Source organism: Marinobacter sp. 1-3A, from assembly GCF_016597775.1.
GTDB classification, from domain to species: domain Bacteria; phylum Pseudomonadota; class Gammaproteobacteria; order Pseudomonadales; family Oleiphilaceae; genus Marinobacter; species Marinobacter xiaoshiensis.
The window spans coordinates 370373-393839 of sequence record NZ_VCGZ01000001.1; the positions used below are offsets into that span (position 1 = coordinate 370373).

Sequence of the window (23467 nt, forward strand, 5' to 3'; positions counted from 1 at the left end):
CATACCAGTTTTTACCTATCCGCCCAGACCATAACTCCAAGTTATTGTTTTTATATACAAAGCTCAAAAACACCCTGGTTTCCCATTCGAAAACAGCAATGTTCGCTTGGAAACAATTTGTTCAAACAAAGCATTGACGTGAACAACTGTTAAACAGATTATTGAACAGTTCTCGCACATCAACTGAACACATGCTTCCCAAGGCATATCCAAAAACAAGAAAGCGAACACAGGGATGTAGTCTGATGAAGAAGAGCACATACACGTCAAATCGAACGGACATTTCTGATTCCTGGCAGCGCTGTATTGCCATTGGCCTCGACCACGAAGGCGAACCAATTCAGCCAACACTCAGCAGCGAGCAGCTGCAAGATTTAACGTGCCAGTATGGTGAACTCATCGCCAGCTCAGAGGCTGAGGTGCTTCCCTATTACCGGAACGTACTTTCCAGCAGTCGCTGCCTGATTCTTCTGGCGGACCAGAAAGGCAGGATACTGAAACGCTGGGGAGACCAGCGCATCACTGAATCCCGGTTAAAGCCCTGGTTCCAGCAAGGCGCCAACTGGCAGGAACAACTGTGCGGCACCAATGCCATAGGAACGGCCATAGCAACCGGGCGGGCGGTACAGGTACAAAGGAGCGAACATTTCCTGAAGGTACACAGAAGCCTCATAGCTTCAGCTGCTCCCATATTCGATTCAAAAAAACAGCTTGCTGGTGTGCTGAGCGTGTTCAGTGATGCCTACCTGCCACAGGATCACACTCTCGGTATGGTTCGTCTGCTTGCTCAATCCGTTGAAAACCGGCTGCTCAATCGCCAGTTCGAGGCTGACTTCTTTCAAATCATACTCAATACGACCGCCGATAACTTTGATAGTCCCTGGTCTGGGATCCTCGTATGCAATGATTCAGGCCAGGTTGTCGCCAGCAACCGGCGAGCCGACCAACTACTGGGCACTCAAACAAAGAATGTCATGCTTGATGAACTGTTCACTACCGATCGCAGTGGCATTCTTGGCCACCCGGAACAAGCTCCATTACAGCTGAAAACCAAAAGTAAGGTCCGGCTCAGCGCCCTTGTAAAACGGCCCTCAACAATCCGAACAGCGCCTGCTGAGACGTTAGCAGGTGTGCAGCACTCCACTTTCCCTGATAAGCAGGCAAGCTTTTCCAACCTCGAATACGGTGACGCCTCCGTACGCCGGTGTGCCGAGCAAAGTTTGAAAGTCCTGGAGCGGGGCGTTCCGGTTCTGATAACGGGTGAGACAGGTGTAGGAAAAGAAGTGCTGGTGAATGCGTTGCACAAGGCTTCGAACCGAAAAGATCAACCGCTGGTTGCCGTCAACTGCGCAGCTATACCGCCAGAACTTGTGGAATCAGAGCTGTTTGGTTACGAGCCAGGAGCATTTACAGGCGCACGGGCTAAAGGCTCCCTTGGTTTGATCCGCAATGCTCACAAAGGCATTTTGTTTCTCGATGAGATTGGCGAAATGCCGGTTTCCGCCCAATCAAGACTGCTTAGGGTATTACAGGAACGGGTGGTTACGCCGGTGGGCGCAACAGAGAGCATTGTGGTTGATATTTGGCTGATCACAGCAACCAATCGCTCCCCGCTATCCAGCATAGAATCCGGGCAGTTCCGGGCTGACCTTTATTATCGGATCAACGGCCTGTCTGTAGAATTGCCGGCGCTGAGGCATCGCAAAGATATACGAAGCCTGATTCAGCATATCTATCAGCAACATCGGGACTCGAGCCAAAGCGAATATTTAGCGCCTCAATTATTGTCAACGCTGGAAAACCACCGCTGGCCAGGCAACATCCGTCAGCTGGTAAACGTTTTGAAAGTAGCTATCGCCTTGGCTGATAGCGAGGACGTGCAAATTTGGCACTTGCCTGCTGATTTTCTCGCTGAGTACAGCGGCATAACACCCCCAGACGAAGTTTCAGATTCCGAGCACTCAAACGGCTTCAAGCCTGAGCCAGCTATAATTCCAAACCGGCGGGAGGGCGATGAGCGTAATAGCCATGCCCATATACTGCAGGTTTATCACAGGTGTAAAGGTAACGTGTCCAGCGCTGCCAGAGAGCTTTCGATCAGTCGGAACACACTCTACAAACGACTACGGGAGTTGGGGGTTCGTTAACCCCCTACTCCCGGCTATGTCTGCTGATCTCAATGGATCTGGTTAGAGTTTCTGAACGGCATGAATCCATCCTTCATACAGCTCATCGCGTTTTTGTTTTGTCATGATGGGCTCAAAGCTACGGTCACACCGCCAAAGATCCGAAAGCTCATCGAGTGATTCATAAACACCTGCCTTGAGCCCTGCCAAATACGCCACACCCAAAGCTGTTGTTTCTATAATGGATGGTCTATCGACCCTCGCGCCCAGAATGTCTGCAAGGAACTGAAGCACCCAATTATTCGCCACCATGCCGCCATCAACCCGCAGAGTAATCGGGCGCATGCCGTCTTTTTCCATGGCCTTCTGCAAGTCTTTGGTTTGGTAGCACACAGATTGCAGCCCTGCGGTCACGATTTCTTTTATGCCCGTATCTCTGGTCAAACCAAAAATCGCCCCCCGGGCATTTGGGTCCCAATAAGGCGCCCCAAGCCCGGTAAAGGCAGGCACAAGATAAACACCATGATCTACTGGCGTATCCTTTGCCAATGGCTCTGTGTCGCAGGCGTTCTCGATCAATTGCAGGCCATCGCGCAACCACTGAATCGCTGCGCCTGCCACAAAAATGCTGCCCTCCATGGCGTAGGTAGGCTTGCCATTCAAGCGGTAGGCTACTGTTGTTAACAGCCGGTGCTCAGATTTCAATGCCTTGTCACCAGTATTGAGCATGAGGAAACACCCGGTGCCATAGGTGCTTTTTGCCATTCCTACATCGAAACAGGTTTGGCCGAACAGGGCTGCCTGCTGGTCGCCCGCCACACCAAGCACCGACACCCCATTGAGGGCTTCACACTCTGTGATCTCACCAAAGTCGTCAGCGGAATCCAGCACCTCGGGCAGCAGGGATTCAGGAATGTTGAACAGCTCAAGCAACTCCGGGTCCCACTGCTGGGTGTGGATGTTGAACAGCAGGGTTCGGCTTGCGTTAGTGGCGTCGGTTTTGTGTACTCGCCCGCCAGTCAGACGCCACAAAAGAAACGTGTCGATCGTTCCAAAAGCCAGCTCCCCCCGCTCTGCACGTTCACGGGCACCAGGAACATTATCAAGAATCCAGCGAATTTTGGTTGCAGAAAAATAGGGATCGATCAACAGGCCGGTTTTACTGTGGACTGCGGGTTCTCGGCTCGCGCTCTTGAGGGACTTACAATAGGAAGCAGTTCGGCGGTCCTGCCACACAATCGCGTTGTAAACCGGTTTGCCTGTTTTCCTGTCCCAAACAATGGTGGTTTCCCGCTGATTGGTAATACCTACCGCAACAACCTCGTCATCAACTCCGCACTCCTCCGCCATAACCTCGTTGCAGGTCTGAGTGACAGTTGACCAGATATCCTCCGGATCGTGTTCAACCCACCCACTATCCGGAAAATGCTGAGGAAATTCCTGCTGGCGTACGGCGTGTATGTTGCCCTTCAAATCAAACAGTATGGCCCGGGAACTGGTGGTGCCCTGATCAATGGATAGCAGGTACTGGCTCATCGCTATTTCGTCCTCGCTTTCTTATTTGTTCGTATGTTTACTTTTTTGAATATGATTGCCAAGAGATTTCGCGAACATCATCTGCCAACGAACAGATAAGTGGCTCTAAATACTGTATAAAATGCTCAAAAGGACTAAACTTTACTCTAACTGAGTTTATAATTGCTCATTATTTCGCATAAGAACAACGGCAGGGTGGAGGCTTTTTGAATGGCACAGCGGCGGCGACAGGATCTGATTATTGAGCTGATCCAACAGAACGGCTTTGTAACCACCGAGCAGCTGGTAGACCAATTCAAGGTAACCCCCCAAACCATCCGCCGGGATCTGAACGAACTCGCCAAAGAGAACAAGCTACGCCGGCATCATGGTGGGGCCGGAATCGATTCCAGCACAATGAATACCTCCTACCATGCCCGGAAGATTATGGATCTGGAAGCCAAGGAACGCATTGCCGAAGCCATGGTTGCAATGATCCCCGACAATTCCTCAATGTTCATCAATATTGGTACCACCACTGAGACTATCGCCAAAGCCCTGCTCCAGAAGAACAACCTGCAGGTTGTAACCAATAATCTTCACGTTGCCTCCATCCTCTCTGCCAAAGAGGATTTTCATGTGATCATTGCCGGCGGAGAGGTCAGAAGTCGTGATGGCGGCATAGTTGGCGAGGCAACCCGCGACTTTATCAATCAATTCAAAATGGACTTCGGCATCATCGGAATCAGCGGTATCCACAACGATGGCTCCCTGCTTGATTTTGACTACCGCGAAGTTCGGGTGGCGCAGGCTATTATCGCCAATTCCAATCAGGTTCTACTCGCCGCCGACCATTCCAAGTTTGGCCGAAATGCAATGGTAAGGCTTGGCAATATATCCCAGGCAGATCATGTATTTACCGACCAAAAACCACCTGCCGAAATCTCCCGGATTCTGAAAGAGAACAGCATCAAACTCCACATTGTTTGATTAGCGCCAGGCATTGAGTCGTCAGCTTCACTTTAACACCCATCAGAATCTTCGTTTATTTTCTATATTTTCCTTTACGAAAACATAAGTCTTTCGCATACTACTCAAATAACCTTTTTCGCTTCAGAAAAGTTCGCTTTCAGCACCTCAAAATGGCGCCTTTTCCCTTAGCATCAGGAGATGACTAGCAATGACTATGGGGCATGAACAGTACGATGTTGTCGTGGTTGGCGGCGGCGTTAATGGCACAGGAATAGCGATGGACGCGGCTGGCCGCAACCTCAAGGTGCTGCTCTGTGAAATGAACGACCTGGCATCTGCAACCTCCTCGAACAGCAGCAAGCTCATTCACGGCGGGCTTCGTTATCTGGAGCACTATGAGTTCCGGCTCGTACAAAAAGCCCTGGCTGAGCGCGAGTCACTGCTCAAGAACTCACCCCATATCATGTGGCCAATGCGCTTTCGGCTTCCCCATCGCCCTCACTTGAGACCAGCCTGGATGATACGTACAGGCTTGTTCCTTTATGACCACCTGGCCAAACGCGAAATGCTGCCCGGGTCACGTTCAATCCGCTTTGATAAGTCAGGACCATTAAAGCCAGACATCACCAAAGGGTTTGAGTACTCCGACGGTTGGGTTGATGACGCAAGATTGGTCATTCTTACTGCGAAAAAGGCACAGGAGTCGGGTGCAACCATTCTCACCCGAACCAAGTGCGTGAATGCAGTACGTGGAGACAAGAACTGGACCGTTACCCTACGCGATATGGTCAGCGAAGAAGAGAAAACCGTTTCAGCCAGGGTTATTGTTAACGCGTCTGGCCCCTGGGTAAGCAAGCTGTTTGGAGAAACTCTCTCCATGCCAGCGCCCAAAGCAATACGAATGGTTAAAGGCAGCCATATTGTTGTGCCCAAGCTCAACCAGGATCAGGAAGCCTACATTCTCCAGAACGAAGATGAGCGCATCGTGTTTGTGATCCCATACGAAGATCAATTCTCTCTGGTGGGCACCACGGATGTTGAATACGAAGGCGACCCCAAAGATGCCAAAATTTCTCCGGAAGAGACAGACTACCTGCTGAAGATTGTAAATGCGCACTTTGTCAGACAGCTGGAACCCTCAGATGTGGTCTGGTCTTACTCCGGTGTCCGGCCACTTATGGACGGTGAAGAAGAAAATGCCCAAAAGGCCTCCCGCGACTACTCGTTTGAGATTGACCAGGCAAAAGGCAAGGCGCCTTTGATTTCAGTTTTCGGCGGCAAAATAACTACCTACCGAAAGCTTGCCGAGGTCGCAACCAACAAGCTTTGTCATTTCTTTCCGGAAGCCGGTGGCCGCTGGACGAAAACCGCAGTTTTGCCTGGCGGTGATTTTGCCACCAAGGATAGCCTTGCAGCAGAACTCAAGCAGAATTTCCCCTGGTTGGCTGACGACATTATTAGCCGTTATGTGAGAACTTACGGCACAGCTTCCCGCGAACTCCTGCAGGGATGCACCTCTATGGAGGAGCTAGGCCAACTCTTTACCGGCAACCTGTATGAGAAAGAGGTTCAGCACCTTGTAAAACACGAGTGGGCAATGACTTCAGAGGACATCCTTTGGCGCAGAACCAAACAGGGGCTCTATGCGTCAATTAGTGAGGTTGAAGTGCTTGATGCGTACCTTGAGAAAAACTTATAGAAGTTGGGATATCCGTTCCTGAAGCTCCGGAATCACCTCGGTTTCAAACCAGGCATTCCGGCGCAACCAGAGGTTATTGCGCGGGCTTGGATGAGGCATCGGCAGCACTTCTGGCCAGAAATGCTGCCAGTTCCGGACGTTTTCTGTAACAGATTTCTTTGCACCGGGTAAATGCCAGGCATGGGCGTACTGCCCTATCACCAACGTCAGCGCGATGCTGGGCAAACGCTCAAGCAATGCGCTACGCCATGCTGGTGCGCATTCCGGCCTTGGAGGTAGATCACCGGATTTCCCGGTTCCGGGGTAACAGAACCCCATGGGCAAAATGGCCAGTTTTCGGTCATCGTAAAACTCCTCCCGTGTAATCCCCATCCACTGCCGCAACCGGTCACCGCTTGGATCGTTAAACGGCACGCCAGTTTCGTGAACACGCCTTCCGGGTGCTTGCCCCACCACAAGAATTCTGGACTCCGGAGACAACTGCACAACTGGCCGCGGCCCTAGCGGCAAGAAGTCTGCGCACAGATTGCAGGCGCGCACCTGTTGCACCAGCTCTTCAAAAGACAGGTGGGCAAGTTTATCCATCATAGATTCCAAATCACTCCGGCGATTGCATAAGAATCGATTTCCCGTAACCATAGAGCTCAAAATCCAAGGCGGCAAGCAGCCTGAATCGCTCGCCGCAACACCACCAGGTATTAATAATGAACGCAAAAGCAAGCCCCCTACCCCTACCAGAAATTGATATTGAGGAGTTTCGCAAGGTCGTTCGTAGCCGCCGCTCTATCCGGCGCTTCACAGATGAACCCATCCCCGATGCGGTACTTGAGGACTGCCTGGAGCTGGCCACACTGGCACCAAACTCCAGCAATCTGCAGCCTTGGGAGTTTTTTGTTGTCAGAACACCCGAGTTACGAAGCAAACTTGCTGAAGCCTGCCTGGGACAGAATGCTGCGACCACCGCCCCCGTATTGATTGCAATTGTTGCGCGCCCAGACACCTGGAGAAAGCACGCTCGCCTCGCGCTGGAAGAATGGCCAAAAGATGAAAAGCTGCCTGGTATTGTTGAAAAGTACTACAAAAAAATCGCACCTATTCATTACAACCAAGGGCCATTTGGTGTCCTGGGAGTGGCCAAGAAGTCCCTGGGACTGGCTGTAGGGCTGACCCGCCCTGTTCCCCGTGGTCCCTACTCAGTGAACGAAATGAAAGTATGGGCAACCAAATCCACAGCTTTAGCGGCCCAGAACCTGATGCTCGCACTTCGTGCACACGGTTACGACTCTTGCCCCATGGAAGGATTTGACGAGTGCCGCGTGCGCAAATTGCTAAAACTGCCCCGCAAAGGGCTGGTCACCATGGTGTTGGCCGCAGGACGCCGAGCTGAGAACGGCGTCTACAACCAACAGTACAGGTTCGATCAAGACACCTTGATTCACTATCTGTGATCTCCGAACACACTGGCACCTTCTTCCGGCGTGCTGACCGCGCGCCGCATCCAGCCAAACAACTCTCGACCAAAGCCTTTTTGATACCCCGATAAGTCTGGCCTCGCGGGTTGCCGGCTTGCGAACTCCGCTTCATCGACAAGGATTTCCAGGGTGCCCTTATCAGCATCCAGGCATATAGTGTCACCATCTTTAACCCGGGCAAGCGCCCCACCTTCGAGAGCTTCCGGGTATACGTGAATTGCAGCAGGAACCTTGCCTGACGCTCCAGACATTCGGCCGTCCGTAACCAGGGCAACCTTGAACCCTCTATCCTGTAACACGCCGAGATACGGCGTCAGCTTGTGCAGTTCCGGCATGCCATTGGATCTTGGGCCCTGAAAGCGCACGACAACAACGCAATCTTTATCCAGTTCGCCCGCATCGAACGCCGCTTTCAATTCATTCTGATCATTGAACACCACAGCGGGCGCTTCGACTCTGTGGTGTTCTGCCGCAACCGAAGAGACCTTGATCACGCCCCGCCCCAGGTTGCCGTGCAACACCTTGAGCCCACCGTCTGGCGCAAAAGGCTCAGAAGCAGTACTTAGAACGTCCGGGCGCAGGCTTTTTCCAATAAATGGCCGCCAGACCAACTTGCCGGATTCCAATGTTGGCATTTGGGTATAGCGTTCCAGCCCTCGCCCTACAACCGTCTCCACATCGTTATGCAAGAGCCCGTTATCAAGCAGTTCCCGAATCAGGAATGGTGTGCCACCGGCTTCGTGGAAGGCATTCACATCTTCTTCGCCATTGGGGTAGATGCGAGTCATGGAAGGCACTGCGGAGGAAAGATCGGCGTAATCATCCCAGTCGATAATAATACCGGCAGCGCGGGCAATCGCCACCCAATGCAGCGTATGGTTGGTGGAGCCTCCCGTTACCAGAAGCGCAACCAGCGCATTCACAATACTTTTCTCATCAACCATATCACCCAAGCCAAGCTCTCCCCCCTGGGGCCTGGATAGACGGATCACTTGCTCGGTTGCGGCACGGGTCAGCTGATCCCGCAACGGCGTGTTCGGGTGAACAAAGGCCGCCCCGGGTAAATGCAGCCCCATAACCTCAACCAGTAACTGGTTGCTGTTGGCCGTGCCATAAAAGGTGCAGGTGCCTGGACTGTGGTAAGACTTGCTCTCTGCCTCGAGTAACTCCTCTTTGCCTATCTTACCCTCGGCATAAAGCTGACGAATTCGCTGTTTTTCTTTATTCGGAAGGCCAGAAGGCATAGGGCCGGCTGGAACAAGGATGGTGGGCAGGTACCCAAAACTGAGTGCCCCGATCATTAGTCCGGGAACAATTTTGTCGCAAACACCCAGTAATAATGTGGCATCGAACATGTTGTGGCTCAGAGCTACCGCCGTGCTCATGGCGATAGTGTCCCGAGAGAACAGGCTGAGCTCCATACCGGGCTGGCCTTGAGTAACGCCATCGCACATGGCGGGTGTGCCACCCGCAAACTGGGCCACAGACCCCATGCCGTGGGCCGCCTCACGAATAACATCAGGAAAACCCGCGTATGGCTGATGCGCTGAAAGCATGTCGTTATAAGCGGAAACCATGGCCACATTGGCTTTGTTCATTAGCTTCAACGTGTCTTTATCGCTTTGGCCACAAGCAGCAAAGCCATGGGCAAGATTACTGCAGGAGAGCGCGCCCCGATGCGGCGACTGTGCTTTAAGCTCATTCATCCGGCCAAGGTAATCCTCTCGAGAGGCGCGGCTGCGGTCGATAATTCGCTGGGTAACTTTTTGAACCGTCGGATGCATTTTGAAGCTCCAATATCTGCCAGTTATGCAATTACACTCAATAGTACGTAATTTTACCTTCTCTTTCCGCCATTCATCACTATGACGTTCATAACCGAACATTATTTTGCTATATTTACTACATTAACAACAAAGTTCGAGCAAGAATCGAACAAAACATCTAGATCAGGATCCAGAATATGACAATTCGTATCGCAATTAATGGTTTTGGACGGATTGGCCGCAACATCCTCCGCGCACTTTATGAAAATGACTACCGCAACCGACTCCATGTAGTTGCAATCAACGACCTTGGCGACGCTGAAACCAATGCCCACCTGCTCAAGTATGACAGTGTTCACGGGCGTTTTAATGCAGAAGTCAGCCACGATGCCGAATCTATCAGCGTAAATGGCGACCGGATTGCTATCACCGCCATTCGCAACCCGGAAGATCTGCCCTGGGGCGAACTGAATGTTGACCTTGTTTTGGAGTGCACCGGACTATTCACAAAGCGTGATAAGGCAGAAGCCCACATCAAAGCCGGCGCCCGCAAGGTTATTATCTCGGCACCAAGCCCGGATGCCGATGCCATGATTGTTTATGGTGTAAACCACAACACACTCACGGCACAGCACACTATTATTTCCAGTGCGTCCTGCACCACCAACTGCCTGGCACCGGTTGCCGATGCGCTACATAACGCGATAGGCATCGAAAGCGGACTAATGACAACCATACATTCTTATACGAACGATCAGAATTTAAGCGATGTGTACCATACTGATCTCTACCGCGCCCGCTCCGCAACCCAGTCGATGATCCCGACCAAAACCGGCGCCGCAGCAGCCATCGGGAAAATCATTCCCGAGCTGGATGGAAAGCTTGACGGCCTGGCAGTGCGAGTGCCAACAATCAACGTGTCGCTGGTCGATTTCGGGTTTATCGCAAGCCGGGAAACCTCCATTGAAGAAGTAAATGCTGCGGTAAAGGCCGCTGCTGAATCCAATCCGGTACTAGGCTACAGCGTCGAGAAACTGGTCAGCATCGATTTCAACCACAATGCCCTATCCAGCATTTTCGACGCAAACCACACTCGCGTTCTTGGCTGTCATGTAAAAGTCATGGCTTGGTACGATAATGAGTGGGGATTCTCAAACCGGATGCTGGACAATGCTCTCGCACTGATGGAGGCCAGCCAATAAAGGCGACCACTCCGGAACAAACACAAACTTGAACAACATTAACCCGAACAAGCAAGGGACATTATATATGCTCAGGCGTACCAAGATTGTCGCCACCCTAGGCCCTGCCACAGATTCTCCAGAATCCCTGGCTGCCATCATCCGTGCCGGAGTCGATGTTACCCGACTAAACTTTTCCCATGGCAGCGCGGATGAGCATCTTGAACGTGCCCGCAAGGTGCGTGAAGCGGCCGCAGCACAAGGACGGTTCGTAGCTTTACTCGCCGACCTTCAGGGCCCGAAACTTCGGATCGCCCGCTTTGCTGAAAACAAGGTCACCCTGCAGGCTGGGCAAACATTTGTTCTGGACACCTCAATGGACAAAGAAGCCGGCACGGATGAGCGCGTGGGTATCGACTATGAACAACTGATCGACGATGTTGAACCGGGCGACATACTGGTTCTGGACGACGGCCGCATCGAGATGGAAGTAAAATCTGTTGATGGGCACAGCATCACATCAACAGTTCTGATTGGCGGGCCACTGTCGAACAACAAAGGCCTGAACAAGCGTGGTGGCGGGCTCTCTGCTGATGCGCTTACCGAAAAAGACAAACAGGATATAGTCACAGCAGCCCGCATGGGTGCCGATTATGTTGCGGTCTCATTTGTCCGCACAGCTGACGATATGCACACAGCCCGCAAACTGCTCAAGGAAGCCGGATCAACCGCTGGACTGGTTGCAAAAATTGAACGGGCTGAGTTGGCACACAATGTGGGTGCTCTGGACTCCGTGATCGAAGCATCCGATGCCGTTATGGTGGCGCGGGGCGATCTCGCCGTAGAAATTGGCGATGCCGAGTTGGTGGGCGTGCAAAAACACATTATCTCACGAGCCCGTGTGCTTAACCGTGCGGTGATTACCGCAACACAAATGATGGAGTCCATGATCACCAACCCCATGCCGACGAGGGCTGAGGTGTCGGATGTTGCAAACGCCGTTATGGATTACACAGACGCGGTCATGCTATCCGCAGAAACTGCCGTCGGTGATTACCCGGTAGAAGCGGTCGAGGCTATGGAACGCATATGTCTGGGTGCAGAAAAACATCCCACAATGCATCAGTCGAAGCACCGCATGCATGAAAGCATGGAACAGATAGATGAGGCTGTAGCCTTGTCGGCCATGTATGCCGCCAACCATCTTACTGGCGTGGCAGCGATCATCTGCATGACAGAAACAGGCGCAACCCCGCGTTTGATGTCGCGCATAAAGTCCAGTTTGCCAATTTTTGCCTATTCAAGGCACCATTCCACACAACACCGGGTTGTCATGTACCGCGGTGTTCAGACAATTCCATTTGATTCAGAGACGATTCCCCCAGAGCAAACCAATGCTCGGGCGATTGCAGAACTACTGGATAGAAAAGTGGTCAATGTGGGCGATTTGGTGGTAATCACCAAGGGTGATTATGTAAATGCCCAAGGTGGCACCAATGCCATGAAGATCGTCAGGGTGGGCTCTGATATCAGCTGATATCAGAGAGACTGGCTCGGGCAATTTCGGTTACCTGAGCCCAATCCTTCCTGGCTACAACATCCTCTGGCGTCAGCCAGCTACCCCCTACCGTGAGTACGTTGCCCAAGGCCAGGTAATCCCTGGCTGTCTCGCGGCGAACACCGCCGGTTGGACAAAAAACCGCATCGGGGAACGGGCCACCAAACGCTTTCAAGGCAGGCGGTCCACCTGCCACCTCCGCTGGAAAAAACTTGAATTCCCGGTAACCCAATCCGTAACCGAGCAGCAACTCGGACGCCGTTGATACTCCCGGCAAAAGAGGTGCTTCAGACGTTAACGCAAAATCCAGAAGCGCTTTTGTAACGCCCGGAGTGACAACAAACTGAGCGCCTGCTGTTTCAGCTTTGCGGTACTGATCAACGCAGGTGACGGTGCCTGCACCAACCCACGCATCCGGCAGGGCTTCCCGTACCTGTTTTATCGCCTCAACCCCATGCTCCGTGCGCAAGGTTATTTCCATTACCCGAATACCCCCATCAAAGAGCGCCTGACAAAGCGGCACCGCATCATCAAGATGCTTGATGGTGATCACCGGCATGAGCCGAGACGCTGCCAAAACAGATCTGATGCGGTCGCGGTGAAAGTCGGACACAAGGTTCATGGTTCTCTCCAAAGGGGCTTATGATGGGCCAGGAAAGGCTCAGGGGCTCCAGAAGACCTGGAGCCCCGGCTTCAGGAATCCACGAACGGGCATCGCTAACATGCGGCTGGGCTCGCTCAGTGCCTTCTTCAAGGTGTCCAGTTTGTCGTCGCCCTTTAGGTGCAGCGCAACAAAACGAGCCCTATGCATAAAGGCATAGGTGAGCGTGATGCGCTGATGTGCCTGGGAAGGTGGCGTCATCGCAGCCAAGGTTTCCCGGCTTTCCAGGCTCATTCCATGGGCAAGCTCCGGAGCATCAGGAAATAGCGATGCGGTATGGCCATCATTGCCCATCCCAAGAATCAGGACATCCAGAGGGCGCGTGAGCTTAACAAGCTCAGCATTAGCTGCGGCCAAGCCGTCTTCCGGTGTATCACCCTTCTGCTTGAGAGAAAAAAACCTGGCTGCTGCTGCGTTATTCTGCAGCAAGTTTGCTTTGACCAGCCGGGTATTGCTGGCGGCATCGGTTTCTTCAACCCAGCGTTCATCCACCAGCAATATATCCACCCTGCCCCAATCCAGCTCCTTGTGCGACAAGGCCTGAAAAAATGGCAAGGGAGTGGAGCCACCAGAAACTGCCAGGCTCGCACGTGGTGCAATTTCAAGGCGAGCTTGCAGGAATCCGGCAACTGTATCGGCAAGCTGCGCTGCAACTTGCTGAGGCGTCGCTCCGAACCGAGCTTCTATACCTTGGGGCAAATCCAGTTCAGGCATCTTCATACCAGCTCCTTCCATCCCGCGTGATCATTGCAATGGAGGCCACAGGCCCCCAGGTTCCCGAAGCGTATCGCTTCGGTGGGTCACCACCGTCATTCCAATTCTGGATAATCCGATCAACCCAGCGCCACGCATGCTCTACTTCATCCCGACGCACGAACAGGTACTGGTTACCTTTCATGACTTCCCAAAGAAGCCGCTCATAAGCGTCGGGAATACGCTCTGCTTCAAAAGTTTCTGAGAACGTCAGTTCCAGCGGGCCCTGGCGCAGGCGCATGCCTTTATGCAGCCCCTGATCCTTGGTGAGAATTTTAAGGGACATCCCCTCATCTGGCTGCAACCGTATAATCAACTTATTGTTTGCAAGATGCCTCTGGTCCGGATCAAAAATGTAATGGGGAGCCGGTTTGAAGTGAATAATAATCTGCGACAGCTTTTCCGGAAGGCGCTTGCCAGTGCGGATATAGAACGGCACGCCTGACCAGCGCCAGTTGTCGATTTCCACTTTCAGCGCCACAAAGGTTTCTGTTTCGCTCCTGTTGTTGGCGCCTTCCTCCTCCAGGTAACCCGGAACCGGCTTTCCGGTGCTGGCGCCCGCTGCGTATTGGCCCCGTACCACGCAGGTATCCATCATGTCCGGAGTGATAGAGCGCAGGGCCTTGAGCACTTTAACCTTCTCATCACGGATACTGTCAGCAGACAAGTCAGCAGGTGGGTCCATGGCAATCAGGCACAACAACTGCAACATGTGATTCTGGATCATGTCGCGGATTTGCCCGGCCTTGTCAAAGTACCCCCACCGCCCTTCAATGCCAACACTCTCGGCAACCGTTATTTCAACATGGGAAATATGGTTCTGATCCCACTGGGAAGCAAACAGATTATTGGCAAAGCGCAAAGCTATCAGGTTCTGAACAGTTTCCTTTCCCAGGTAGTGATCGATCCGAAACAGCTGGCTCTCGCTATACACTGCGCCAAGTTCATCGTTGATCACTCGGGAGGATTCAAGGTCATGGCCAATGGGCTTCTCAACCACCACGCGGGTGTTTTCGGTACAGCAACTGGCAGAACTGAGATTGCGGGCGATAACACCATACATGGAGGGGGGGCTTGCCAGGTAAACGATGAGCTGATTGTCATACTCGGTGCGCCAACTGTTAAGCACACCAAATCCCTCCTCATCGTGAAAGTCCAGAATCTGGTACTCAACACGCCGCAGAAACGTTTCAGCTACCGGGCGCTCAAACTCCTCTGGCTTCACATACTTCTCAAGCCTTTCCATCAAATGCTTACGAACCGCTGCCGTATCAAGCTCTCTGCGAGCAATCGCAAGTATTCTGCTGCCATCGGCCAGCAGCCCGGCTCTTTCAAGCTGGTAGAATGCCGGAAACAGCTTACGCTGAGCCAAGTCACCCATAGCACCAAATAGCATTATGTCGCAACGGGTAGTGATTCTGTTGGCCATTAAACACTTCTCTCCGGTGAGTCAGGCGTTAACAAGCGCCCTGTCCGTTGTTTTAAATGTAGTAATTTTATCTAAATAATGGCACCTGGCCCGAATTAAGCCAAGGGGCTTTCCGGAGATTGATACGTTTACTACCCCGAATGCGCTAAAATTTCGGTATAATCACCCAATATTCAAAATAATTTCATCCAGAATTCAGGGAGCAGCTTTGATGGCCGAAAACCGGGCGCATCGTGACGACAATCTTCTGGAGGTCATCCAGTCCAGACTGGAAACTCTGAACAAATCGGAACGTAAGGTGGCAGAGGCAATCCTGCGCGACCCCAGTGCAGCCACACGCTACAGCATTGCAGCTTTGGCCAGAGCTTCAAACGTCAGCGAGCCCACCGTCAACCGGTTTTGCCGGGGCTTCTCTGCAACAGGCTTCCCGGACTTCAAGATCCGCCTTGCACAAAGCATTGCCACAGGCACACCCTATATAGGCCAGAACATTGAGCCTGACGACACCGTTGCAGAATTTGCCGACAAGATCATGCTAAGTACCATGGCTAACCTGGAAAAAGCCCGACAGGCTCTGGACCCCCGCGCTTTGGCAACGGCTATTGATTATCTGATTCAAGCCAAACAGATTAACTTTTTCGGCATGGGCGGTTCCGCATCAGTGGCGCTGGACGCGCAGCACAAGTTTTTTCGGTTTAACATTCCGGTGATGTCTTATGACGACGCACTGATGCAACGAATGGTCGCGGCCGGCGCAAGTGTAGGGGATGTGATTGTGATGATCTCCTACACTGGACGCACCAAAGAAACGGTGGAGATTGCCCGTATCGCCCGGGACAACGGCGCAGCCGTTATTGGCATTACAACCCCTAACTCTCCGCTAGCGGAAGTTTGCACAACCACGCTGGAAATAACAGCTCCGGAGGACATTGAGGTGTATATGCCTATGTCATCCAGAATTATCCATCTTACCGTTATCGATATCCTCGCTACCGGCGTTACACTCAAACGTGGCGCAGACTTTCTTGGGCATCTAAAGAAAATTAAAGACAGCCTTATGCCGACGCGACTTCCGTCAACCCCGGACTGAACGCCGCCACTATGTTTCAGGCAAAAAAAACCCGGGCAAATTGTCCGGGTTTTTTTATTGCCTGCTTCAACCTAGGGTCGGGATACTTCTGCGGTGTTTCTCAGGAACTGCTGGTAAGCCGCGTATTCACGCTGACCTTCCAGTGAGGCCAGGAAAGTACGCAGTTGATCCAGATCAGCACTGTTGTCCTCTGCACTGCCTTCGTTGACCGCATCCAGAGCGACTACAACAACTGCGCTCTGAGTCATCGCAGAGCCATAACTTGGCAATTCCTCAGAAGGCCGGGCCAGGGAGAATGCGGCCTGTACAACCTGCGGATCGACACCCGCAGCATTACGCGCCTGCTCCTCAAATTGCTCCCAGTCACCAACATCAAAAGCATCCAGCGCCTTGCCCTCTTCAAGGCCGGCAATGATGGCATTTGCACGCTCATTCAGCAGCTTCCGCGTTTGGCGTGCCTCTAGAGTTCTGCGTATATCCTCTCGAACGTCATCCAGAGCGAGCTTCTGGGCTTCACGGTACTCTCTCACGCGGGCTACAACGGAGACATTGTCACCCACATCGATCAGCTCAGTGTTATAGCCACCCTCAAGAACATCTTCCGAGAACAACTGGCGAACGAGCCCTGCGTGGTCAAACGGCGCCTGCCCACCATTTTTGGTGACTCCAGTAGCCTCACGAATCTCTAACCCCAGCTCCTTCGCAGGGCCGGCAAGATCATCTGCCGCATAGGCTGAATCCGCCAGTTCTGCACGCACCTCTGCATACTTTTCCTGCGCACGCTCACGGGCAAGTTCGCTGCGAAGCTGCTGCTCCAACTCTGCCAATGATGGAACTTCTGACCGACGAACATCATCCAGGCGGATCAAATGCACACCAAAAGTGGTTTTCACTGGATCGGATACAGCGCCTTTTTCAAGGGAAAACAAGGCTTCTTCGAAGGCTTCATCATAAACGCCGCGGCCCGCATAGCCCAGATCACCACCTTCTTTCGCAGAAACGGTGTCTACAGAGAATTCTTTCGCCAGCTCCTCAAAGCTCTCACCAGCGCTCAGGCGCTCTTTGATCGATGCGAGAGTCTGCTCGGCATCAGCACCATCCTCAATCAGAATATGGGAGGCACGACGCTCCTCACGGGCCAGGTCGCCTGACCTCTGCTCGTAGTAAGCCTCCAGATCTTTCTGGCTAATCTCAACTTTTTCGGCCATGGAGCCCAGGGACAAGGTTATATATGCAGCATCCACCTGTTCCGGCTGCTGGAATGCGGCACTGTTACCCTCATAGAAGGATTCTATGTCTGCATCTGTAATCTCGATATCACCAGAAACGGCAGTTGCAGGAATCTGAAGAATACGGAAACTCCGGGTCTGGTTCTGAATCCGCAACAGTTGCGCGGCATTCTCGTTGGCGACCAAGCCACTTTGCATAATACCCGCACGAATCTGGTTGACCACATACTGCTTGCGCATGGCTTCACGGAACTCGCCAACACCCATGCCCAGATTGCGCACAGAAGCCACAAAACGATCACGGTTGAATTGCCCTTCTACCTGAAACTGGGGCATTTGGGTAATCAAGACATCAATGTCGGCATCGCTGAGCGCAAGGCCCTGAGCGTCGGCATCCTGGATAAGAACCTGTTCCTGAATCAGCGAATCAAGCACATCTTTACGAATCTGATCTTCATTCAGCAAGGCAGGGTCAGGACGCTCCATAGCGGCCAGACGACGCTGGCTTTCCAACTGAACTACCCGAAGGAAATCCCGCTCGGTAATATCCTCACCGTTAACTGTTGCCACTTCCGGCTCGCCGGAGAATCCGCCAACAATGGCGTCCATTCCCCAGATGGAGAGGGACACGACCAACAGACCGATGATGATCTTGGCAATCGTTCCTTGGGAATTTTCCCGTATATCTTGAAGCATGTTTCTCCCGAACCCCTGTTAAGGTCGTGCAGTTTTTATATTCTGGCGGCGCTATCAAAATCTGCTGCCGGTGCTCTTAACGTAAAAAGGCGCACCCTGTTGGAATGCGCCTTGAATTCTTCTTGGCGACTCCGTTTTACCGGAGCCACCGGAGAAAGAACCGTTACTTAACGGCGTCTTTCAGGGCCTTACCTGCTTTGAACCCAGGCACTTTGGAAGCCGCGATCTTGATCTCGGCACCCGTCTGCGGGTTACGACCAGTGCGTGCTGCACGGTCTTTAACAGAGAATGTACCAAAACCGATCAGAGTTACCTGATCGCCGCTTTTAAGGGCACCGGTAATAGAGTTGGTCATTGCGTCCAGAGCACGGCCAGCGGCGGCTTTGGAAATATCTGCTGATTCTGCAATTGCATCGATAAGTTCGGACTTGTTCACACTAAACCCCTTCGCTTTCAGGTTGAAGATGTTCTCGGTTGGATTGTTTTTTCTTGGACGTTCTCGACTATCGCACAAGCGGTCGGAGAATTCCATTCTTCGGTTTTCTTATTCCTTTCGGCATTCAACCGGTGTTTGGAATAGGTACACACTGCGCGGGAGCCCTTGGTATTGGCTGCTTCACGGCGAAACAGTTATACCAATGGGTTCTCCGGCGTGTCAACAACTCATGTCGGGTTTAATGCGTATTTATGCGCTCTGCACTGTCACTTTCGTCATCACGGGGTTTACCTGAGCCCTTTTCTGACGGCGAACTGGCCGTGTGCGGCTCGGGTGCATAAGCCAGCGCAATGTCCAATACCTCATCAATCCATTTAACCGGAATTATCTCCAGCGATTCCTTTATATTATCCGGTATCTCTTTGAGATCGCGAACATTTTCATCAGGAATCACAATGGTCTTGATGCCGCCACGATGCGCCGCAAGGAGCTTTTCCTTGAGCCCGCCAATAGGCAAAACCCGACCGCGAAGAGTAATCTCACCGGTCATGGCGACGTCTGCACGCACCGGGATTTTGGTTAATGCAGAAACCAACGCTGTGCACATCCCGATACCGGCACTCGGCCCATCTTTGGGCGTTGCACCTTCAGGCACGTGAACGTGCAAATCGTGTTTTTCATGGAAATCATCTGCAATACCCAAACCCGCTGCACGACTTCTGACAACCGTGAGCGCCGTCTGGATTGATTCCTGCATCACATCCCCAAGCGAACCGGTTTTGACAACTCGGCCCTTACCTGGGGTGAGAGCACACTCAATTGTAAGTAATTCACCACCTACCTGGGTCCAGGCAAGACCTGTCACCTGACCTATCTGATTGGTTTCTTCCGCCAGCCCATAATTGAACTTCCGGACACCCGAATAGCTCTCAAGCATGTCGGGCTCGATCGTGATAACCGCTTTGTCGTTGGCTTCCACGTGCTCGCGCACTACTTTGCGGCAGATCTTGGCAATTTCACGCTCAAGCCCACGAACACCGGCTTCACGGGTGTAATAGCGAACTATATCTCGCAAGGTATCCTCACGCAGCGTGAGTTCATCCTTACGCAATCCGTTGGCTTTGATCTGCTTGGGCAACAGGTAGCGCAGCGCAATGTTGACCTTTTCATCCTCGGTGTAACCCGGAATCCGGATAACTTCCATGCGGTCAAGCAATGCAGAAGGGATGTTCATGGAGTTGGAGGTACACACGAACATGACATCGGAAAGGTCGTAGTCCACTTCCAAATAATGATCGTTAAACGTGTGATTCTGCTCCGGATCCAGCACTTCCAGCAATGCCGACGCCGGGTCGCCACGATGATCCATACCCATCTTGTCGATTTCGTCAAACAGGAACAGAGGGTTTTTAACACCGACTTTGGCCAGTTTTTGCAGCAACTTACCCGGCAATGCGCCTATGTAAGTTTTGCGGTGGCCGCGAATTTCGGCTTCATCCCGCACACCACCCAAGGCCATTCGCGTGTACTTGCGGTTGGTGGCACGGGCGATGGACTGCCCAAGGGAGGTCTTACCAACACCAGGAGGGCCCACCAGACAAAGCACAGGCCCCTTTACCTTTTTCACGCGGCTCTGCACTGCGAGGTATTCAAGAATGCGCTTCTTGACCTCTTCAAGGCCGTAGTGATCCTGATCAAGAATCTCCCGCGCTTTTTCAATGTCGTGACGCACCCGACTGCGCTTTTTCCAGGGTACTGCCAGCATCCAGTCGATATAGCCACGTACTACTGTAGCCTCAGCAGACATGGGCGACATCATTTTCAGCTTATTCAGCTCCGATTCTGTCTTTTTGCGAGCCTCTTCCGGCAGCCCTGCCTCTTCAAGCTTCTGCTCAAGCTCCTCAAAATCGTTATTACCCTCTCCAAGGTTACCCATTTCTTTCTGGATAGCCTTCATCTGCTCATTGAGGTAATACTCGCGCTGACTGCGCTCCATTTGCTTTTTTACGCGGCCGCGAATGCGTTTTTCAACTTCAATAAGATCAATTTCGCCATCCAGTTTGCCAAGCAGAAGCTCTACACGGAGGCGAATATCGAGGGCTTCGAGCAGTTCCTGTTTTTCCGGGATACGCATTTCCAGATGAGCCGCCATGGTGTCGGCAAGACGCTCCAGTTCTTCGATACCCGTCAGGGCGCTGGAGACCTCTGAAGGCACTTTCCGGGACAGCTTTACGTACTTTTCAAACTCTTCTGTGAGGGTCTTCATAAGTACGTCTTCTTCGCGCTCAGGAAGACTCTCTTCCTCGAGCAGCGTAGCGCCACCGGATAAATACTCGGCTTCTGAAACGTTACTTATAGCGGCCCGGGCGTTGCCCTCAACCAGTACTTTCACGGTACCATCCGGGAGACGCAGCATTTGCAATACGGTTGCCAGCGTACCCATTTCAAAGACGTCATCGGGGCCAGGCTCATCGGTGGAAGCATCCCGCTGGGCCACCAGGAGGATTTCCTTGCTCCCTTCCATTGCGGCTTCAAGAGCCTGGATGGATTTCTCGCGGCCCACAAACAGGGGGACCACCATGTGCGGAAACACCACTACGTCCCTAAGGGGAAGCAGCGGGTAGTCTTGCACGATATCTTGGGGTATCCGGGTCATAAGGAATCCTCTGACTGTGTTTCATTCAGCATACCACCCTTCATTGGGGCGACCTCTGAAATTGCAATCTTTTTACCAAACAGCACAACACTATGCCTGTTGATACAAACCATTAAAAAAGGGGCGTTTCCGCCCCTTTTTCAGATTTCTTCAGGTTGTTTGATCAACCCGGCCTTGCAGATCTGATCAATCATCAGGTACGGCTTTGGCATGATCATTATTCGCGTAGATCTTGAAGGGCTCGGAATCGCCCTTGATCACGCTTTCATCAATCACAACCTTGGAGATATCGTGCTCCGAAGGAATCTGATACATGGTGTCGAGCAACGTAGCTTCCATGATAGATCTGAGACCCCGGGCGCCCGTTTTACGCTCCAGAGCCTTGCTCGCAACCGCGCGCAGTGCGTCATCCCGGAAATCCAGCTCCACGCCCTCCATGTCAAACAGCTTTTGATACTGCTTGGTCAGAGAGTTTTTTGGCTCTGTGAGAATCTGCACAAGTGCTTCTTCATCCAGCTCTGTCAAGGTAGCTATGACAGGCAAGCGCCCTACAAACTCGGGAATCAGGCCGTATTTGACCAGATCCTCTGTTTCGACGTGCTTGATCACATCACCGGTATTTTTAGTCTCTTCCCGACTGGCAACCGCTGCCGAGAAACCGATGCTACTTTTTTCAGTACGGTCACGGATGACTTTATCCAGGCCTGCAAAGGCGCCACCGCAGATAAACAGCATGTTGCTGGTATCAACCTGCAAGAACTCCTGCTGTGGATGTTTGCGGCCACCCTGGGGCGGCACAGAGGCAACCGTGCCCTCTATCAGCTTCAGCAAAGCCTGCTGAACGCCTTCACCCGACACATCACGGGTAATGGAGGGATTATCAGACTTGCGTGAAATCTTGTCGATTTCATCAATATAGACAATGCCGCGCTGGGCCTTGTCCACATCGTAATCGCACTTCTGAAGCAATTTCTGGATGATATTCTCAACGTCTTCACCCACGTAGCCCGCTTCCGTAAGCGTTGTGGCATCGGCAATGGTAAAGGGAACATTAAGCATGCGTGCCAGCGTTTCCGCCAGCAATGTTTTACCGCTACCCGTAGGGCCAATCAGCAGAATGTTACTTTTGCCAAGCTCCACATCGCCTTTGCCTTCACCATAACGAAGGCGCTTGTAGTGGTTATAAACCGCTACCGCGAGTACAACCTTGGCTCGATCCTGGCCAATGACATATTCATCAAGCGTATTGCGGATTTCAGCCGGCGTCGGAAGGCGATCACTCGGCTCCTCCTGTGCGTTTTCCTGAATTTCTTCACGGATAATATCGTTGCACAGGTCGACACACTCGTCGCAGATGAACACCGAAGGCCCTGCAATGAGCTTACGGACTTCATGCTGGCTCTTTCCACAAAACGAGCAGTAGAGCAACTTGCCGTTATCGTCGCCTCTGCCGTTTCTTTCATCTGCCATTGAAATACCTCTGATCTCGTTTTGCCGGCGCGCCAGATAAACAGCAAACGCCGGCCAGGGTGATGCAATTACTGCCAGTATTATTTATTCGGCACGCGCTTATCAAGTATCGAGTCTATCAACCCGTACTCTTTAGCCTGTGTCGGATCCATAAAGTTATCGCGATCTGTGTCCCGGGCGATGGTTTCCAGATCCTGGCCTGTGTGATGAGCCAGTATGGAATTAAGTGTATGCCGGATTTTCAGAATCTCGCGGGTATGTATTTCGATATCTGTCGCCTGGCCCTGATAGCCTCCCAGAGGCTGATGAATCATGACTCGGGAATTGGGTAGGCATGCACGCTTACCTGCAGCGCCACCCGCAAGAAGGAAAGCGCCCATACTCGCAGCCTGGCCTACACAAAGAGTTGAAACATCTGGCTTGATAAACTGCATGGTATCGTAAATTGACATGCCAGCTGTCACAGAGCCACCGGGGCTGTTGATGTACAGATGGATGTCTTTATCCGGGTTTTCAGATTCCAGGAACAGAAGTTGCGCCACGATCAGGTTAGCCATGTGGTCTTCCACCTGCCCAACCATGAAGATCACCCGTTCCTTTAGCAGACGAGAGTAAATATCAAACGAGCGTTCCCCACGGGCGGTCTGCTCGATAACCATCGGCACCAGGGCGGACCTGGTATCCATTGCGAGACCATCGATTGGTTTCTGCATCATGATTCGCCTGAACTCCTTATGGATAAATGGGGCGTGGCTTAA

General features: G+C 52.4%; 18 protein-coding genes. 7 read left to right on the forward strand and 11 right to left on the reverse strand.

Annotated features, from left to right (window positions below; translation table 11 throughout):
* Positions 1–245: 245 nt before the first annotated feature.
* The gene (locus FE848_RS01710; RefSeq protein ID WP_200201002.1) at positions 246–2147 is read left to right on the forward strand and encodes a sigma-54-dependent Fis family transcriptional regulator; all 1902 of its coding nucleotides are present in this window, start codon (positions 246–248) and stop codon (positions 2145–2147) included.
* A gap of 42 nt (positions 2148–2189) precedes the next feature.
* Here FE848_RS01710 and glpK read toward each other — a convergent pair whose 3' ends face one another.
* Positions 2190–3662 (reverse strand): glycerol kinase GlpK, encoded by a 1473-nt coding sequence (gene glpK, locus FE848_RS01715; RefSeq protein ID WP_200201003.1) that lies wholly within the window; start codon positions 3660–3662, stop codon positions 2190–2192.
* Positions 3663–3872: 210 nt separating this feature from the next.
* Between glpK and FE848_RS01720 the strand changes: the two genes are divergently transcribed.
* Positions 3873–4631, forward strand: coding sequence for a DeoR/GlpR family transcriptional regulator (locus FE848_RS01720; protein ID WP_200201004.1), 759 nt, complete (start codon positions 3873–3875; stop codon positions 4629–4631).
* A gap of 190 nt (positions 4632–4821) precedes the next feature.
* Positions 4822–6312, forward strand: coding sequence for a glycerol-3-phosphate dehydrogenase (glpD, locus tag FE848_RS01725; RefSeq protein WP_200201005.1), 1491 nt, complete (start codon positions 4822–4824; stop codon positions 6310–6312).
* Here the strand turns inward: glpD and FE848_RS01730 are convergent.
* Positions 6307–6900 carry a uracil-DNA glycosylase family protein gene (locus tag FE848_RS01730; protein ID WP_200201006.1) on the reverse strand — a complete coding sequence of 198 codons (594 nt, stop codon included), beginning with the start codon at positions 6898–6900 and terminating at the stop codon, positions 6307–6309. The two genes, glpD and FE848_RS01730, sit on opposite strands and share 6 nt — an antisense overlap.
* Positions 6901–7016: 116 nt before the next feature.
* Here FE848_RS01730 and FE848_RS01735 point away from each other — a divergent pair, with 116 nt between their 5' ends.
* Entirely contained in the window at positions 7017–7760 is a 744-nt protein-coding gene (locus FE848_RS01735; RefSeq protein WP_200201007.1) for a nitroreductase family protein, read from the forward strand.
* On the opposite strand, the gene edd is transcribed toward FE848_RS01735, so the two are convergent.
* On the reverse strand, positions 7751–9568 hold the full coding sequence (edd, locus tag FE848_RS01740) for a phosphogluconate dehydratase (RefSeq protein WP_200201008.1): 1818 nt from the start codon (positions 9566–9568) through the stop codon (positions 7751–7753). The genes FE848_RS01735 and edd overlap by 10 nt on opposite strands.
* A gap of 179 nt (positions 9569–9747) precedes the next feature.
* Here edd and gap point away from each other — a divergent pair, with 179 nt between their 5' ends.
* Positions 9748–10752: a type I glyceraldehyde-3-phosphate dehydrogenase gene (gene gap / locus FE848_RS01745; protein ID WP_200201009.1), complete on the forward strand. Its 1005-nt coding sequence runs from the start codon at positions 9748–9750 to the stop codon at positions 10750–10752.
* 67 nt (positions 10753–10819) lie between these two features.
* A complete protein-coding gene (gene pyk, locus FE848_RS01750) occupies positions 10820–12268 on the forward strand; it encodes a pyruvate kinase (RefSeq protein WP_200201010.1) in 1449 nt (482 codons plus the stop codon).
* Here the strand turns inward: pyk and FE848_RS01755 are convergent.
* Genes FE848_RS01755 through zwf form a run of 3 tightly spaced genes read right to left on the reverse strand, consistent with a single transcriptional unit; the run spans position 12261 to position 15132 of the window.
* The gene (locus FE848_RS01755) at positions 12261–12911 is read right to left on the reverse strand and encodes a bifunctional 4-hydroxy-2-oxoglutarate aldolase/2-dehydro-3-deoxy-phosphogluconate aldolase (protein ID WP_200201011.1); all 651 of its coding nucleotides are present in this window, start codon (positions 12909–12911) and stop codon (positions 12261–12263) included. The two genes, pyk and FE848_RS01755, sit on opposite strands and share 8 nt — an antisense overlap.
* 39 nt (positions 12912–12950) lie before the next feature.
* Positions 12951–13670 (reverse strand): 6-phosphogluconolactonase, encoded by a 720-nt coding sequence (gene pgl, locus FE848_RS01760; protein WP_227715076.1) that lies wholly within the window; start codon positions 13668–13670, stop codon positions 12951–12953.
* Entirely contained in the window at positions 13657–15132 is a 1476-nt protein-coding gene (gene zwf / locus FE848_RS01765; protein ID WP_200201012.1) for a glucose-6-phosphate dehydrogenase, read from the reverse strand. Before zwf ends, pgl begins: the two co-directional genes overlap by 14 nt.
* Before the next feature lie 211 nt (positions 15133–15343).
* Between zwf and hexR the strand changes: the two genes are divergently transcribed.
* Positions 15344–16222 carry a transcriptional regulator HexR gene (hexR, locus tag FE848_RS01770; protein ID WP_200201013.1) on the forward strand — a complete coding sequence of 293 codons (879 nt, stop codon included), beginning with the start codon at positions 15344–15346 and terminating at the stop codon, positions 16220–16222.
* A 71-nt stretch (positions 16223–16293) separates the two neighbouring features.
* Here hexR and FE848_RS01775 read toward each other — a convergent pair whose 3' ends face one another.
* The 5 genes from FE848_RS01775 to clpP all read right to left on the reverse strand — a co-directional run bounded on the left by FE848_RS01775 (position 16294) and on the right by clpP (position 23425).
* Positions 16294–18147, reverse strand: a complete 1854-nt coding sequence (locus FE848_RS01775; RefSeq protein WP_200201014.1) for a SurA N-terminal domain-containing protein — start codon at positions 18145–18147, stop codon at positions 16294–16296.
* A 163-nt stretch (positions 18148–18310) separates the two neighbouring features.
* The gene (locus FE848_RS01780; RefSeq protein WP_200201015.1) at positions 18311–18583 is read right to left on the reverse strand and encodes an HU family DNA-binding protein; all 273 of its coding nucleotides are present in this window, start codon (positions 18581–18583) and stop codon (positions 18311–18313) included.
* A 238-nt stretch (positions 18584–18821) separates the two neighbouring features.
* Positions 18822–21239 (reverse strand): endopeptidase La, encoded by a 2418-nt coding sequence (lon, locus tag FE848_RS01785; protein WP_200201016.1) that lies wholly within the window; start codon positions 21237–21239, stop codon positions 18822–18824.
* A gap of 186 nt (positions 21240–21425) precedes the next feature.
* Complete coding sequence (gene clpX / locus FE848_RS01790; protein WP_200201017.1) at positions 21426–22709, reverse strand: ATP-dependent Clp protease ATP-binding subunit ClpX; 1284 nt, start codon at positions 22707–22709, stop codon at positions 21426–21428.
* Between the two features lie 80 nt (positions 22710–22789).
* Positions 22790–23425, reverse strand: coding sequence for an ATP-dependent Clp endopeptidase proteolytic subunit ClpP (gene clpP, locus FE848_RS01795; protein WP_200201303.1), 636 nt, complete (start codon positions 23423–23425; stop codon positions 22790–22792).
* Positions 23426–23467: the final 42 nt, after the last annotated feature.

Bases quoted from the DNA above. Each gene is read 5' to 3' on its own strand.
- clpX (WP_200201017.1), bottom strand. From the start codon at position 22,709: ATGGCAGATGAAAGAAACGGCAGAGGCGACGATAACGGCAAGTTGCTC.
- FE848_RS01735 (WP_200201007.1), top strand. From the start codon at position 7,017: ATGAACGCAAAAGCAAGCCCCCTACCCCTACCAGAAATTGATATTGAG.
- hexR (WP_200201013.1), top strand. From the start codon at position 15,344: ATGGCCGAAAACCGGGCGCATCGTGACGACAATCTTCTGGAGGTCATC.
- gap (WP_200201009.1), top strand. From the start codon at position 9,748: ATGACAATTCGTATCGCAATTAATGGTTTTGGACGGATTGGCCGCAAC.
- zwf (WP_200201012.1), bottom strand. From the start codon at position 15,132: ATGGCCAACAGAATCACTACCCGTTGCGACATAATGCTATTTGGTGCT.
- FE848_RS01720 (WP_200201004.1), top strand. From the start codon at position 3,873: ATGGCACAGCGGCGGCGACAGGATCTGATTATTGAGCTGATCCAACAG.
- glpK (WP_200201003.1), bottom strand. From the start codon at position 3,662: ATGAGCCAGTACCTGCTATCCATTGATCAGGGCACCACCAGTTCCCGG.
- FE848_RS01710 (WP_200201002.1), top strand. From the start codon at position 246: ATGAAGAAGAGCACATACACGTCAAATCGAACGGACATTTCTGATTCC.
- FE848_RS01730 (WP_200201006.1), bottom strand. From the start codon at position 6,900: ATGATGGATAAACTTGCCCACCTGTCTTTTGAAGAGCTGGTGCAACAG.
- edd (WP_200201008.1), bottom strand. From the start codon at position 9,568: ATGCATCCGACGGTTCAAAAAGTTACCCAGCGAATTATCGACCGCAGC.
- glpD (WP_200201005.1), top strand. From the start codon at position 4,822: ATGACTATGGGGCATGAACAGTACGATGTTGTCGTGGTTGGCGGCGGC.
- FE848_RS01755 (WP_200201011.1), bottom strand. From the start codon at position 12,911: ATGAACCTTGTGTCCGACTTTCACCGCGACCGCATCAGATCTGTTTTG.
- FE848_RS01775 (WP_200201014.1), bottom strand. From the start codon at position 18,147: ATGCTTCAAGATATACGGGAAAATTCCCAAGGAACGATTGCCAAGATC.
- clpP (WP_200201303.1), bottom strand. From the start codon at position 23,425: ATGATGCAGAAACCAATCGATGGTCTCGCAATGGATACCAGGTCCGCC.
- pyk (WP_200201010.1), top strand. From the start codon at position 10,820: ATGCTCAGGCGTACCAAGATTGTCGCCACCCTAGGCCCTGCCACAGAT.
- pgl (WP_227715076.1), bottom strand. From the start codon at position 13,670: ATGAAGATGCCTGAACTGGATTTGCCCCAAGGTATAGAAGCTCGGTTC.
- lon (WP_200201016.1), bottom strand. From the start codon at position 21,239: ATGACCCGGATACCCCAAGATATCGTGCAAGACTACCCGCTGCTTCCC.